The following is a 14,382-nucleotide window of genomic DNA, read 5'->3' on the forward strand; positions in this document are numbered from 1 at the left end:
CGTAATGATCTACACAAATAAATAGATGTCTACCACCTTAAAACCTAAATATTTCTAAGATAGAATTTACTGACCCCAAGTTTACTAAGAAACATCCGATCATGACTCACGACTATGATTGTTCCTTCATATTCCCGTAATGCTTCCTCTATGATTTCACAACTCATGATATCCAAATGGTTCGTTGGCTCATCAAGAATAAGACAATTTGAATCACTTAACATCATTTCTAAGAGTTTGAGTCGAACTTGTTCGCCACCACTAAGATATGATAACGGTTTATACATGTCATGCTGGTAGAACCCAAAGCGAGCTAAATATCTACGTGTTCTTTCTTCGTCAAGTCCGCAACTCTTCTGAATGTAAGCTAGTATTCTTACTGAACTGTCTACAAATACCAACTCTTGGGGTAAGTAAGAAAACTTCACCGATTCTCCAACTCGAATTTGACCTTCTTTTGCATCTAACTCACCTAAAATTGTTTTGATTAACGTTGATTTACCAACACCATTATCTGCAACAATCGCAAAACGATCGCGCCAATTTACCTGAAAATTAATTGAGTCTTTTAGTACAGTATCGTATCCAATTGCTAGATTATCTGCTACACAAACAATTTTTCCACTTCTTACTCTGACATTAAATTTTAGATTTAATTGATTACGAATTTCTACTGGTTTTGGTAATCGATCAATTCGTGCAATTCTCTTTTCTACCGCTTTTGCTTTCTTGAAAAAACCTTCATTGTCTGACTCATTACCCATTGGCGATACCGTTTTGCGGCGAGCGTAAGCTTTTGAATTTGACGTTGTTGTTCATCAAAATCGTCAACAAGACGCAAGTATCGTTCATGTCTTTGGAGACGATAGCTGTCATAGTCACCATGGTATGAGACAAGTTTACCATCTTCTATTTCATGATATACCGACACGATATTCTTCAGAAACTCACGGTCATGCGAGACTATAAGCAATGTCTTTGACGTCGTATTACAAAATGATTCTAACCATTCAATACCCCTTGTGTCCAGATGGTTTGTCGGTTCATCAAGACAAATTACTTCATAGTCTTGTAGCAATAACTGGACCAAAGAAATTCGTGTTTTCTCTCCACCACTTAAGGTGGAAAATCCTTGTTCAAGTAAATGATAAACCCCTAATCCCTTAGCATAAGAGTCTAAAGAATTTTCCAACTCATAGCCGCCCATCAGTTCAAATTTCTCTTGAGCGTTTGAGTACTTCTTAAAGACATTATCTAAGTCACTTGTATCACTCATCGCCAATTCTAAGTCACTTAAACGAGCTTTTAAAGTCTTATAGTCATCAAAAGCACTTAATATATACTCTTTAGCATTTCCTGGGAAATTAGTATAGGTTTGTCTCATGTATCCGACATTCATATCTTTAGGAATATGGACTTGACCCGAGTCAAACGGTTCAATTTTTGACAGTATCTTTAAGAGTGTTGACTTTCCACTCCCATTCTCTCCAACAATTGCGGATTTACTACCTTTTACTATTTCAAGACTTAAATTATCCAGGATTAAATCTCCTGCGTATGTCTTCGTTAATTCATTAATATGTATTTTCATATGGTTCTCCTTTATTATTTGCATAAAGGAACAAAAAAATCTGCCTGTATAAAAACAGCCAGATACGAAAGTCATGACGATTAATACAGTTCCTTTATGTTTGTGGACGCACTTGTCCCTTGTTAAATAAAGGATTTGTAAAAGTTATTGTACGACAAAAAGCATCAAACATATTGATGTCATAACGTGATTTGATTGTTTTAGTCATACAAATTAGCACCGTCATTCACCTCCCTAACGATATTTTAAGTATAGCACATATTAGACTGAATAAAAATAAAAAAACTATTGTAATCTTCGTTGAATAGAATACAATGAATTTAGGTGATACTATGATAAAAATCGAATCCATTACTAAGAAATATGGAAATCAATTTGCAGTTAACAATGTCTCTCTTGAGATACAATCGGGAGAGGTTTTTGGCTTTGTAGGGCCTAATGGCGCTGGAAAATCAACGACAATAAAAGCTATCCTTAACTACATCTTCCTAGATAATGGATCCATAACTGTACTGGGTCTTGATGCAGTAAAGGATAACGTTGAGATTAAACAGCATGTTGCTTATGTTCCTAGTGAAGTCAATTTCTATCCTACGTTTACTGCTCTTGAGCTTATTAACCTATCAGCGAGAGCTCATGATATTGATGATGATACGATGATTGATGTGCTTTGCCGTGACTTTCAGATAGACAAACATAAGAAATTACAAGACATGTCATTGGGTAATAAGAAGAAAGTAGCGATCGCTTGTGCTTTAATCGTTAAGCCTAAGATATTAATTATGGATGAGCCTACTAGTGGTCTTGATCCACTTATTCAAAAGGTTTTATTTAGCTATGTAAAGAAACTTTCTCGTGAAGGTGTCGCAACATTTATTTCAAGCCATAACTTAAAAGAAGTGCAGGACCACTGTGATCGTGTTGCTTTTATTAAGAATGGTGAAGTGCTTAAAATTGCAGACCTCAGTGAATACACCCATTCTGGAAAATATATTAAAATTACTGGTGATGTTTCTCAAGTAGTTCATTTCCCTATTAAGATACTTTCACAAAAAGAAAATACACTTTCCTTTATCTTTGAAGGTGATTTATCTCTACTCTTTAAATCATTGCTTGAAGCACAGATTGATGATATTCTCATCGAAGACTTGTCCATTGAACATCAGTTCCTAGAACTTTATAAAGAGGAGGAAACTCATGATACGACTCCATATTAAACTCAATCTTAAAGGAACCATTCTATGGGCACTGATACTGATTCTAATAGTCTTTGGTTTCATGGCTTTTTTCCCATCAATGGCCAACGACTCCATGAAGGAATTAGTAGACGGAAAACTAAACGGCCTACCTGACTCCATTCTTAGCATTGTAGGTTTTGAGACCTTTCCTGATTTCACAGATATTAATGTGTTTTACGGCTATATTATGCAATATGTAATGATGGCACTTGCAGTATTCTCAATGAGTTTAGGATTAAACACCTACATTAAAGAGGAAAAAGAAGGAACTATAGAGTTTCTCTTTGCACAGCCTCAATCACGACAATCATTAATAATTAATAAACTCATTGCCAATATACTATTACTTACTGTGGTCATCACGACACTAGTCGCTTCAAGTGTTTTATCCTTTATATTGTTTAAACCTGAATCAATAAATCTTGGCACTCTTCTCAGTGACAATCTAATAGTCTTTCTATCCTATTATCTTTTATCTTTCATATTTTTATTACTGGGAACATCGTTATCAATGCTTCTTCCTTCGAGTGTCTCAGTTATCGGAATATCAATGGCACTTGTCTTTCTCCCTTATCTTGTTGGAACCATGGCAACAATGATTAAAGAGCTTAAGTTTATTAAAGGTGTATCAATCCTTCACACCTTGATGCCCAATCAATTGTACTCAAACACGATTAACTGGATGTCTCTTACTCTATGGTGTCTTGTAAGCCTTGCACTGTTCTTGTACGCTTATCAAAGCTTCAAGAATAGAGATATTAAAGTATAGTATTTATCTTGAAATTCTATCAGATTACGAAGATTCCTTAAAAATGGTATAATAGAGGTAGTTGATACTTAAGGAGGACTAGAATGTGGTCTATTAATGATCGTGTAATGCATAATGTATATGGTATCTGTAAAATTTGTGAGATTACTGAGCGTGAAGTTGATGACGACATTGTAAAATACTATGTAATGGTTCCTATTGATGATGAAATAACTCGAATTCTTGTTCCTGTGAATAAAACCACTTCAATAAAAGAACTACTAACAAGAGATAAAATAATTGAATTAATACAAGCAATTCCTCAAAGTGAGGCAGTAAATATTGATAACAAAAATAGACGTCGAATGGTGTTTAGTGATTTACTTACTAAAGGTACACGACTTGATCGTTTAGGAATTATAAAAATCTTGTTTGAAGAAAAGCAAGAATTAGAAAAAGATAATCGCAAGCTTCATGTAAGAGATGAGGCTATATTAACACAAGCTGAAAAACTTCTTCATGAAGAGCTTGGTTATGTACTAGAAATCGATGAAAAGGATGTTGGGAAATTCATCCACAACATCCTTCATAATTCAAATTAGAAGCTGATATTATTCAGCTTTTTATTTTACTGTCATTGATGAGATAGCTCCTGCTAAACCACCAACTGTCATTGTTTGGAGGGTTACTTTTCCGGGACCTTTAATGACTGTATCAAAGAATCCCTCTCCACCAAGAAACTTATTCTTTATTCCTTTAACGCTTACGACTTCAAGGGAACATGTCTCAGACATAATTGCCATTACACCTGTATCACATACCAAGGATTCACCTGCTTCAAGTTCATAATCAACAGCAAATCCATCAATCTCGACAAAAGCTGTACCTGGTCCACTTATCTTCTGAAGAATAAACCCTTCTCCACCTAAGAAACCTTGGCTTAATTTACCTTGCATAAACGCTTGTAAGTTAACACCTTCAGTTGCAGCTAGAAATGAACGTTTCTGACAGATGATACTCTCACCTTCTTGTAATTCATAAGCTCGAATACTTCCTGGAAATGATGAAGAAAAGGCAATTTCTGAGGCTTCATGAGCAGTATAATAACTAAGGAACATGCTTTCACCTGAAAAAATTCGTCCCATCATTTTACCGACGCCTCCACCTTTAGTTTCTGTTGTGATGTTCCCTTTCATCCAGGAACGTCCACCTACTTCACTAAACATTTTCTCTCCAGCTTCTAATTTACAGATTACTGCTGGTAAAGTTTCTCCTATAATAGAATATTTCATAGTAAACCTCCTCGGTGTATTACACTATTATTTTCTTATTATTTCGCGACTCAATTCTAGCAATGATTGTGATACTTACGACTACTAAAACAATAACCAATACTAAGATATATGCATAACTGTTAAAGATATCGTGGAGTACACCGTAGACAGATTGTGACACAGCACTACCTACGTTCATCACCATAGATATTGTAGCATAAGCTACTGCATAATGTGTCTTACCAAAGTATCGTTCTGTTAATAAAGGAATTGCTACTGAACCAATAGCGTATGTAGCACCAAACAGTAAGGATCCTATGAGTAATGGAGCTGCAACATTTGATGTGTACAGTAGGATTGATGCTGTCAGAATTGTGAGTAGTAACGTTAAACTTGCTTTGTAGACACCCATTCTATCAATAATAAAGCCAACAATAATCTTAGATACAACATTTCCTACTTGAGCCATTGATAACATTAAGGTTCCGGTTGTCATTGCCATCCCAAGGGTTGTTGCGAAACTAGGGAAGTACTGAACAAAACCAACAATAAAGTTAATCAAGAAAGCAAAGGTCACAAAGAGGATAAAGATACTATCTTTTCGAGAGAAATGTTCTTTATCCATTTTTACGACTTCTTCATTGATTGCTTCTCCATAAGGAACATCTCCACCATCTTCAGGACGAGATGTAAATGGCACCAAGACAGCAGGTAAACAGAATAGTAGAACTGCAAGTGCTGCTACTTGATATCCAACAGTCCATCCATAATTAGCGATGATACTCCCCATTGCCATAGAAATAAGTGCCCCAACAATACCACTAAAACTTACGATGATACTTGTGATGACTCCTTTATTTTTATAGATCCAATTATTTACAATTGACATAATGGTAATCATTGAGATAAATACGACTCCAATACCTCTTACTACACCTAAAAGCATAAAATGAATCATGCTTGATGAGAAAGCCATTAAGAAAGTTGAAGCAACTGTCAGAATGACGCCAATTCGAAGGATTGTTTTTATATCAAGTTTTTTATAGATTTTTGGTGCAATCAAAGACGTAAAAGCCATTGATAACATAAAAACTGTAGTGGAACTTCCAAAGGTTCCAACACTAACACCAATTGCATTTGCTACAGGTTCATAAAAGACCCCCATAGAGTTTACTGAAATTCCCATCGATGCTGCCGCTAATCCACACATCGACAGGATTACCCATATATGTTTTTTATTCATAGTTCCCCTCAATTTTCTTTATTTCTAAGCCACGCTATCTCATTATAAAGAATTATCCTTCAATTGAAGAAAAATCATGTTGAATTATTTCTTCTAATGAAAATACTTCATTTTCATACTCAAATCTAAAGATTGAACAATTCTGAATTCGCCCTTTGCGCTCGATACTACTTGTACTCTCACATGAGCGAATAAATTGAGCGATTGCTGCACCGTGAGAAACAATGAGTATGTTCTCATGATCATCATGGTCTGCTATTTCCTTAACAGCTCTAGCAATACGACTACGAATTTCTAACTCATCCTCACCACCAAATTGCACGAAGAAATCACCATAAGGTAGTGGTGGATTCAGGTGTTCACCTTCTGCTTCTAGTCTACCAAAATTCCACTCTCTTAGGTCTTTATGTGCTTCAAAATTCATATCAGTAATTATTTTCAAGGTATCGATTGCGCGTTCGGATGTAGAAGCATGAACACTATCAAACTTTAGTCCTAATTCATTGATATGATCACGAGCAATTTCAGCTTGCTTGATTCCTATCTCCGTGAGTGGCGAATCACAGAATCCTTGTATTTTATGTTGGACATTAAACAATGTTTGTCCATGTCGTACTAAATATATATTTTTCATAAGTACCCCTCTTTCAAAAACAGTATATCTTATTGGAGTGACTCCAAGTCAAATGAAAAGGTGAAATTAATCATTCACCTTTCCGATTTTTATCTTTCTAAGAGCTGATTAACCAGTGATTCTGGTACTGCATCATACCTGACAAAGTCTTCCGTATAGCTTGCACTGCCTTGAGACATGGATCGTAAATCCGATAGGTATTTAATGACTTCAACTTTTGGAACTTCTGCCGTAATTTCTTGAAGACTATTATCGATTGCTTCAACATTTTGAATAATACCACGGCGTTTGTTTAAATCACCCATAATTGTACCTGTGTAAGCCTCTGGGGTTGTTACCACAAGTTGTACGATAGGTTCTAAGAGTTGCGGTTCAGCCTTAGCCATCGCATCAAGATATGCTAAACGAGCAGCTTGCTTAAAGGCAATTTCTTTGGAGTCAACATCGTGATACTTACCATCAAAGAGTGTAGCTTTAACACCGACAACTTTATAGCCAGCAAGAACACCTTCTACCATTGCTTCACGAAGCCCTTGTTCAACAGCTGAGAAGTATTGTTTTGGAACAGCTCCCCCAACAACACGCGTTTCATAGACCATTTCATCTGTATCAAACGGTTCAAATTCGATAAAGACGTGTCCAAATTGACCAGCACCACCTGATTGTTTCTTATGACGTCCTTCACCCACCACTTTTTTACGAATGGTTTCTCTGAATGGAACTTTAGGAACGGTCGTAGACACTTCTACACCGTATTTATCTTTTAACTTGGTAATCATTGTGTCAAGATGTTGCTCCCCTAAACCATAAAGAATTTGTTCATTAGTTTCTGGGTCTTTGGTATACAATGCTCCAACATCTTCCTCAATTATCTTCGCCAAGGAAGGACTTAACTTATCTTCATCTTTCTTGGTCTTTGGCCAAATTGCCATTCCAAATAGACCTGCAGGAATATCTGGGATTGAATGAATGATTGGATTCGCCTCAGTTGATAAAGTATCAAAAGTCTTTGTATATTGAAGCTTTGTAACAGCTCCAATATCACCAGCAAACAGTTTACCAACAGCGATTTGATGTTTACCATTAACACTATAGACAGTATTAATTCGTTCATCTTCATCTCGATTTGCATTATATACATCAGAGTCTGATGATAAAACACCACTCAATACTTTAAGATAACTAATCTTACCCACAAATGGGTCAACGATTGTCTTAAATACTTGTGCACTTAATACTTCATCTTCTTGAGTTTTTAATGTACGTGGATTCTTTCGGTCGTCTTCAGCCTGAACTTCCCCTTTTTCATAATAACTTGGGAAATATTCGGTAATTAAATCAAGAAGACGTCTCATACCAATACCTTTATCAGCACTACCACAGTAAACTGGACGAATATCTCCACTTCGCACACCTAAAGAAACACCTCTTAGGATCTCTTCCTCTGTTAGAGAACCATTTTCAAAATAATTTTCCATAAGGCTATCTTCAGTCATTGCGACAGCTTCACATATCTCATCCCAATGAGCATCAACTTGTTCTTGGTATTCTGCTGGAACTTCTTGTGGAGTTTCAGGATTATCGTAATACCATACTTTCTTACTTAATAAGTTGATACTACCAATAACTTGATCATTTTCTCGAATAGGAATCTCAAAAGCAATAATACTTTTACCTAATTCATCTCGTAATTCATTATAGATTTTATGGAAGCTAACTTGTTCGCTGTCCATTTTATTGACGAAGAAGATTGTTGGTTTTTGATCACGTTGTGCCCATCTGAATGCTGATTTAGTTCCCTCATCAACAGATGCACCAGCATCAACTACAATCAATACATTATCACCTACACTGAATCCTGACAGTGTTTCAGCAACATAATCAGAATAACCCGGTGTATCGATACAGTTAATTTTTCTATTTTCCCACTCAATCGGTACAAGTTTTAATGATAAGGTTTGACCTTTCTGTACTTCAAGTGGTTCAAAGTCTAAAAGCGATTGTCCACTACTTGCAGTTACTATTCGTTCTATTTGCTTTGCTTCAAATAGCATGGATTGAATAACACTACTTTTACCGCTACCATTATGTCCTAATACAACTAGGTTTCTAACATCTTCACTTTTATAGTCTCTCATCATCTATCCTCCTACTTCAAATGTTTCTTCAATGCATCAAAATCATGTTGTCGAATGTAGTGGATAGCAAGTCTTCCTTCATTATCTTCAATTGTTTTATCAGCACCGTTATCTAATAAGTAAACAATTAGTGGTTCAAATCCTGCATAACATGCACGCATTAATGTAGTACAACCTTTTTCGTCTTGGGCATTAATATCTGCACCATGGCGAATAAGATACTTAATAATATCTTCATGATAAGCAATAGTTGCTTCCATTAGAGGCGTTCTTCCCATCTTATCACCGATATTAACATCGCTTCCTGACTCAACCAGGAGTTCAACGATATCAACATGTCCTAAGAAGCTTGCTCTCATCAATGCAGTACGACCTTTATTATCTTGCAAATTAACATCTGCACCTTGTTTAATCAAGATTTCAGATATCTTTGCATGTCCTTTTTTGGCAGAGCTCATAAGTGCATCCTTACCAAATGTATCACGTAGTGTTACGTCAGCACCGTTATCTATTAACAGTCTAACAACATCAATATGGCCACGTTTAGCACTACGCATTAGAGCAGTACGATGTTCTCCATTAACAACGTTAACATCAGCACCTTCTCGTAAAGCAACATCTACAAGCTCAAGATCTCCTTGTGCTGCAGCATCAAATAATTTCTTGTTTGTCTGATCCATGTCTAAAACCTCCCTAGCAAACAAAAAAGACAGGTCCATACCCGTCTCACATTAAAACCATAGCAATCACAGCGTCTTCAATGCATTGTACATTGGAATCAACCTCTAAGAAGAACATTGTGATCACCTCCGTATCTATATTGTAACCGATTACAGAAATGATTCAAGTACTTCTATTTAATTTCTTAATATCTTCACAATATTTATGTTCTCGATTAATAATCCAGCTTTGCTTCATAAAATTGCTTGTGTTTTTCACATATTAATATCTTATCACCAGAATAATTTTTACTTACTACATGAGCAAGAAACCTTAATAATACATAATAATATAAAAGAACCTATCATAAACATGACAGGTTCTCTTTGATTATTGATTTAATAATTTCAATACATTTGCAGGAACTTCAGATTCCGAAATAACTTTTTGTCCAAGAACCAAGATATCACTTGCTTCAACTTTTAAGTATTGACCAGGTTGGAAAAGTTCTGCTGCATTTTTTGTATAGACTGTAAATTCAACATCTCTTTTATCACCTTTTTCTGTATAACCTGTTAAGATATACATTTTCCCTTTACCTAGTGATGATTCATCATCTCCGACAATGTCATCAAGTGTTACAGATTGACTGTCAGGGATTCTAACAAAAACATCATCCCCTGCAACGTAACGATTTTCATAATATTCTTTAAATTTAATAATTCCGAATCCTACGACTACAATCGCAATAATGGATCCGATAATACCTACTGTTTTTTTCATATTAATTCTTTCTAGAACTCTAGTTCTTTATGATTAAAGACAATGATTGCAGCTACTGTAGCTACTAAGATATAGCCACCCATAATCATGAGGTTTAGAACAATATCGCCAGTACCGTTTTGAATGTACATGGAAATACTTCCAATAACTTCCGTTAATAAATAAGGTTGTAAGTTTCCAATAGCATTAATAACAAATGACTGTGTTAGGAATATTGAGAACATCATATGGAATACTCCAGCACTTAGTAAAACATACAAGGTTGTTGCTGTAGTTGCTTTTTGGAAGAAGAATACTGCGACACTTGATAATGCGAAGAATCCAATTGATTTTAAGAATGATATTAACACTGCAGTATTAAGTCCAAGAACATGTCCTGCTTCAAGTTTAAGTCCCATAACCATCGGTACTACGTGCACATGAACTAAAATCAATAATGTAAAGATTAGCATCAATAATGTAGCATCAATAAGTTTAACTAAGATAATTTCTGATCGCTTCTTACCAAATCCAATAGCTGTTTGTAATGATTTCGATCGTAAGTCATCCGTATAAACTGCTCCAAACGAGTAAACTCCTACAAATATTGGAACTAAGTTTAGAAGTGTTCCAGTTAAGATTGTATAGATTTCAGAAGTATAGTTATTACCACTCATAATAAAGTTTAAGGCTATAAAACCTAGTGAGCATACTGCTAAGAAAAGGTAGAAACTTTTCTTTCTAAAAATTCTGTAAAAATCTGCGACGATATAATTAAGCATTTGAGTTTGCGCCTCCTGTTAGGTGGAAATAGACATCTTCAAGTGATTTCTTCACTTTATATATTTCTTTGACCTTGAGATCATTTTTAACTAAGACATCAACAATTTCAGCTGTGTCAATTGACCCATTTATTAGTTCAAGTTTTCCATTTAGTTCTTTAATTTCATCCAGTTTAAAGTTTGCGAGAATAAGTTCCATTGCTCTAGCGTTATTATTAGTTGATATGATAACACTATCTTTTTCACTGTCTTGTAAGTGTTCTTTGTCCACTTCTTTAATTAGAACACCGTGATCAATAATTCCAAATCGATTAGCAACTAAATCAAGCTCACTAAGGATATGGGATGATACTACAAGTGTCATCTTATATTCTTCATTAAGCAGTTTGATTAGATTACGAATATCAACAATACCTTGTGGATCAAGCCCATTAACTGGCTCATCTAGAATTACTATTTCTGGGTTACCTAAAATTGCATTCGCAATTCCTAGTCGTTGTTTCATACCCATAGAATATTCTTTAAATGGTTTTTTCGTACCAGCAAGACCGACGATTTCTAATACACGAATTGTTTCATTCTTATCCTTGATACCTTTAAGAATACGATAGTACTCGATATTTTGGTAAGCATCTAAGTAGCCAAAGAAATTTGATCCAATTAAGAATCCGATATTATTTCTTTCCTTTAATAGCTCAGATTGAGTACTGCTACCATTAATAGAGACTTTTCCTTCTGATGGGTTAGATAATCCTAAAATCATTTTGAATAGTGTAGTCTTTCCTGCACCATTCTTTCCAATAAGTCCGTAAATATCACCTTTACGAACATTTAAGCTTACATTTTGTACTGCTGTGAATTTGTTATATTTTTTTGTTAGACTTTGTAATGAAATAACATTTGTTTCCATAGCTTCCTCCTGTGGTGTATCACTATAGTAACACAACGATACAAGTATAACATAACAATTCTGTAAGATAAAAAAAATACCGAAATCCGGTATTTAATTTTTATATTATTCTTGTTATCCCCATAGCATAATATATTATCATGAAGAAACTTGCATGCATAAATACAAACAGTACAAACTCTTTAAATACTTGCAAGCTATTAAAATGATTCACTAACTTCTTAATGAATGATTTAGGATGTAATAAGTCCCAGGAATTAAATCGTATTTGTCGTCCTAAGTATACACCTATGGCTACAAGAGTATTTATGATAAACCCAGATATTAGAAGAAAGATTCGATTCTTTTGTGTAATGACTTCAGGGTCAATTAATACAAGCATAAGGATTTGAATAATCGCAATATTCGCAATTGTATTGATGATCCCTGACATCGCAAAGGATGAAACAGATACGATATCATACCAAATTGGTACCAAATCACCATCTTCACTTCTATGAGTCATATTAAGCTCAGTAATAAGATATCCTGAGTTTGGTAACATTATTAACCATATCACTACACCAATAAGTAATAATACAATAGCTACATCAAATAACCAGAAAATTTCATATGTATTTCCAATAGTAATCGCAATCCCGACTAATGACAGAGTAACCAAGAGAATAATCATTGGTAACATTGATAGTTTGAAATTCCATATCATTGGCTTAAATAGTTTTGTTTTGAATAGTATAGGTCTAAATCTAATTGACATGTATGCAAATAAGTTTATTAACACGACAGTGATAAATAAGGTAGATAAATTCATTGTAACGCCTCCAAAGTGCTATCTCCCGTTAATAATAACACATTACTTGTAGATAAGCATTCGTACTCAAGTGAAATAGAGCACTAAAAAAGAAGACCCTTCACAGTTAGTGGTCTGCGTTAGCGGGTCTTCCTAAGCTGGATAAGGATACTTCCTAGAGGTTCTTGATGATACCTACTACACTTGATGTGCTTACCTATATCCCTATCTGTACTTTAATGATAACAGTAAACGCTTACATTGTCAACAATATATGATATATTAATTTTATTGGTAAATTGAAAAGGTAAAGTCCACTTCTAATATCAAAGTGGAAGTTACCTCAAGACCTTACTTCCAGTTGGAATATTCTTGTTTCAAATACATATTTATTCTTTATTTATCTTACATAAAAATTTAAATGGAACATTGTGATAAGTAACAACTTTTCCGCTTGTTTCTGTTTCATCCCAAACTATTTCCACTTTTTTTCCAGAATCAAAATCAATCATATGTCCATTCTTTAAATCAGTACGTGTCGATTGAGTACCAAAACTATTTGAACACTCTATTTCCATAGGGGTCACAAACCATACCTCGTTATCTCCGCCTCTTTGATAGATTCTCAAGGTTGATAAATTGTTTGGTGAGTTAGCTTCATAAACAAGTTCTCGGATTGTTTCTATCCTTATTTTTCTAACGATGAAAATACTAGAAAAAAATACCACTATTATGCTAATGACAGTAAGTAATATTCTTTTCAAAATTTTCATAGTACTCGATCTCCGCTAATTTTTTTACTCTCTCTTTGTTTTTATTTGGTAATAACACTAATTTTTCTAAGAATTACTTATAAGCCGTGAAAGTAATTATCTCAGATTGATCACTACCATAACCGATTTCATATGAGATATTGGTGTATCTAGATAGTGATAATTGCATCATGAATTCTTCGATACCATACCAGTAAAGTGTAAAGTTTGATATTTCTGTATCCACTACTTTACCACTTTTTACGAGTTCATACTTACTTATGTATGACGTTTTCTGAGCTAACCAATCCATTTTCTCACTATAAGAAGTTAATACGATTCCTGTATCTTGAGATAGATGAAAACTGTTTGAAGTAACCTCGTTTTCTCTGAAGTAAGAAGGCATTTCTAAATCAATAATTATTTTTCCACCATCGTTAAGATGATTGTAGAAATTATCTAGCACTTTCTTACTTTCTTTTCTATCAATAAGACAGAAACTGCCTGTCGGCATAACTATCGCACCATAAGTGTGTGGTAAGGATAGTTCGCTTAAGTCTTGGTGATACAGATTTGCCGTAACATTGTATTCTTCCATATTAAGCTCACACTGCTTGAGCATATCTGATGATAAGTCTACTCCATCGACTGTAATTCCACTTTGAATAAATGGGATCAACATTCGACCTGTCCCAACCCCTGCTTCAAGTACACGACCTGAAATATTCTCTAATTTACTAGTATAGTATTCTATATCTCCCTGTAGTGAGCGACCAACAGGTTTTGTATGCTCATACACTATTGTACTTAATTTTCCATATTCCCTAAACATTAAAAAAATCCTCCCTTATTACCATACT

Annotated in this window: 16 protein-coding genes; 3 read left to right on the forward strand and 13 right to left on the reverse strand. The window is 34.7% G+C overall.

All coding sequences use genetic code 11. The features are described from left to right. Positions 1-44: 44 nt before the first annotated feature. Positions 45-764: an ATP-binding cassette domain-containing protein gene (locus G7059_RS09675; RefSeq protein WP_166081892.1), complete on the reverse strand. Its 720-nt coding sequence runs from the start codon at positions 762-764 to the stop codon at positions 45-47. Next, entirely contained in the window at positions 713-1,591 is an 879-nt protein-coding gene (locus G7059_RS09680; protein WP_166081894.1) for an ATP-binding cassette domain-containing protein, read from the reverse strand. The genes G7059_RS09675 and G7059_RS09680 overlap by 52 nt, the downstream gene beginning before the upstream one ends. A gap of 332 nt (positions 1,592-1,923) precedes the next feature. On the opposite strand from G7059_RS09680, the gene G7059_RS09685 reads away from it, so the two are divergent. From G7059_RS09685 to G7059_RS09695, 3 genes are all read left to right on the forward strand, one after another. Then, entirely contained in the window at positions 1,924-2,808 is an 885-nt protein-coding gene (locus G7059_RS09685) for an ABC transporter ATP-binding protein (RefSeq protein ID WP_166081895.1), read from the forward strand. After that, the gene (locus G7059_RS09690; RefSeq protein WP_166081896.1) at positions 2,789-3,598 is read left to right on the forward strand and encodes an ABC transporter permease subunit; all 810 of its coding nucleotides are present in this window, start codon (positions 2,789-2,791) and stop codon (positions 3,596-3,598) included. The genes G7059_RS09685 and G7059_RS09690 overlap by 20 nt, the downstream gene beginning before the upstream one ends. An 83-nt stretch (positions 3,599-3,681) precedes the next feature. Then, the gene (locus tag G7059_RS09695; RefSeq protein ID WP_166081897.1) at positions 3,682-4,179 is read left to right on the forward strand and encodes a CarD family transcriptional regulator; all 498 of its coding nucleotides are present in this window, start codon (positions 3,682-3,684) and stop codon (positions 4,177-4,179) included. 21 nt (positions 4,180-4,200) lie between these two features. Here G7059_RS09695 and G7059_RS09700 read toward each other — a convergent pair whose 3' ends face one another. The 11 genes from G7059_RS09700 to G7059_RS09750 form a co-directional block, all read right to left on the reverse strand. Further along, positions 4,201-4,869, reverse strand: a complete 669-nt coding sequence (locus tag G7059_RS09700) for an AIM24 family protein (protein ID WP_166081898.1) — start codon at positions 4,867-4,869, stop codon at positions 4,201-4,203. 19 nt (positions 4,870-4,888) lie between these two features. After that, on the reverse strand, positions 4,889-6,094 hold the full coding sequence (locus tag G7059_RS09705; protein ID WP_166081899.1) for an MFS transporter: 1,206 nt from the start codon (positions 6,092-6,094) through the stop codon (positions 4,889-4,891). A 52-nt stretch (positions 6,095-6,146) separates the two neighbouring features. Next, a complete protein-coding gene (locus G7059_RS09710; RefSeq protein WP_166081900.1) occupies positions 6,147-6,728 on the reverse strand; it encodes a histidine phosphatase family protein in 582 nt (193 codons plus the stop codon). A gap of 89 nt (positions 6,729-6,817) precedes the next feature. Further along, positions 6,818-8,866, reverse strand: a complete 2,049-nt coding sequence (locus G7059_RS09715) for a translation factor GTPase family protein (protein ID WP_166081901.1) — start codon at positions 8,864-8,866, stop codon at positions 6,818-6,820. An 11-nt stretch (positions 8,867-8,877) separates the two neighbouring features. Continuing rightward, positions 8,878-9,546, reverse strand: a complete 669-nt coding sequence (locus G7059_RS09720) for an ankyrin repeat domain-containing protein (protein ID WP_166081902.1) — start codon at positions 9,544-9,546, stop codon at positions 8,878-8,880. A 370-nt stretch (positions 9,547-9,916) separates the two neighbouring features. Next, the gene (locus G7059_RS09725) at positions 9,917-10,309 is read right to left on the reverse strand and encodes a YxeA family protein (RefSeq protein WP_166081903.1); all 393 of its coding nucleotides are present in this window, start codon (positions 10,307-10,309) and stop codon (positions 9,917-9,919) included. 11 nt (positions 10,310-10,320) lie between these two features. Beyond that, entirely contained in the window at positions 10,321-11,070 is a 750-nt protein-coding gene (locus G7059_RS09730; protein ID WP_166081904.1) for a hypothetical protein, read from the reverse strand. Then, positions 11,063-11,980 (reverse strand): ABC transporter ATP-binding protein, encoded by a 918-nt coding sequence (locus G7059_RS09735; RefSeq protein ID WP_166081905.1) that lies wholly within the window; start codon positions 11,978-11,980, stop codon positions 11,063-11,065. Before G7059_RS09735 ends, G7059_RS09730 begins: the two co-directional genes overlap by 8 nt. 100 nt (positions 11,981-12,080) lie before the next feature. Further along, entirely contained in the window at positions 12,081-12,791 is a 711-nt protein-coding gene (locus G7059_RS09740; protein ID WP_166081906.1) for a DUF1361 domain-containing protein, read from the reverse strand. A 368-nt stretch (positions 12,792-13,159) separates the two neighbouring features. After that, on the reverse strand, positions 13,160-13,543 hold the full coding sequence (locus G7059_RS09745) for a hypothetical protein (RefSeq protein WP_166081907.1): 384 nt from the start codon (positions 13,541-13,543) through the stop codon (positions 13,160-13,162). A 73-nt stretch (positions 13,544-13,616) separates the two neighbouring features. After that, complete coding sequence (locus G7059_RS09750) at positions 13,617-14,354, reverse strand: class I SAM-dependent methyltransferase (protein ID WP_166081909.1); 738 nt, start codon at positions 14,352-14,354, stop codon at positions 13,617-13,619. Positions 14,355-14,382 lie beyond the last annotated feature (28 nt).

This window comes from Erysipelothrix sp. HDW6A, from assembly GCF_011400295.1.
Taxonomy (GTDB): Bacteria; Bacillota_I; Bacilli_A; order Erysipelotrichales; family Erysipelotrichaceae; genus Erysipelothrix.

Bases quoted from the DNA above. Each gene is read 5' to 3' on its own strand.
- G7059_RS09675 (WP_166081892.1), bottom strand. From the start codon at position 764: ATGGGTAATGAGTCAGACAATGAAGGTTTTTTCAAGAAAGCAAAAGCG.
- G7059_RS09680 (WP_166081894.1), bottom strand. From the start codon at position 1,591: ATGAAAATACATATTAATGAATTAACGAAGACATACGCAGGAGATTTA.
- G7059_RS09685 (WP_166081895.1), top strand. From the start codon at position 1,924: ATGATAAAAATCGAATCCATTACTAAGAAATATGGAAATCAATTTGCA.
- G7059_RS09690 (WP_166081896.1), top strand. From the start codon at position 2,789: ATGATACGACTCCATATTAAACTCAATCTTAAAGGAACCATTCTATGG.
- G7059_RS09695 (WP_166081897.1), top strand. From the start codon at position 3,682: ATGTGGTCTATTAATGATCGTGTAATGCATAATGTATATGGTATCTGT.
- G7059_RS09700 (WP_166081898.1), bottom strand. From the start codon at position 4,869: ATGAAATATTCTATTATAGGAGAAACTTTACCAGCAGTAATCTGTAAA.
- G7059_RS09705 (WP_166081899.1), bottom strand. From the start codon at position 6,094: ATGAATAAAAAACATATATGGGTAATCCTGTCGATGTGTGGATTAGCG.
- G7059_RS09710 (WP_166081900.1), bottom strand. From the start codon at position 6,728: ATGAAAAATATATATTTAGTACGACATGGACAAACATTGTTTAATGTC.
- G7059_RS09715 (WP_166081901.1), bottom strand. From the start codon at position 8,866: ATGAGAGACTATAAAAGTGAAGATGTTAGAAACCTAGTTGTATTAGGA.
- G7059_RS09720 (WP_166081902.1), bottom strand. From the start codon at position 9,546: ATGGATCAGACAAACAAGAAATTATTTGATGCTGCAGCACAAGGAGAT.
- G7059_RS09725 (WP_166081903.1), bottom strand. From the start codon at position 10,309: ATGAAAAAAACAGTAGGTATTATCGGATCCATTATTGCGATTGTAGTC.
- G7059_RS09730 (WP_166081904.1), bottom strand. From the start codon at position 11,070: ATGCTTAATTATATCGTCGCAGATTTTTACAGAATTTTTAGAAAGAAA.
- G7059_RS09735 (WP_166081905.1), bottom strand. From the start codon at position 11,980: ATGGAAACAAATGTTATTTCATTACAAAGTCTAACAAAAAAATATAAC.
- G7059_RS09740 (WP_166081906.1), bottom strand. From the start codon at position 12,791: ATGAATTTATCTACCTTATTTATCACTGTCGTGTTAATAAACTTATTT.
- G7059_RS09745 (WP_166081907.1), bottom strand. From the start codon at position 13,543: ATGAAAATTTTGAAAAGAATATTACTTACTGTCATTAGCATAATAGTG.
- G7059_RS09750 (WP_166081909.1), bottom strand. From the start codon at position 14,354: ATGTTTAGGGAATATGGAAAATTAAGTACAATAGTGTATGAGCATACA.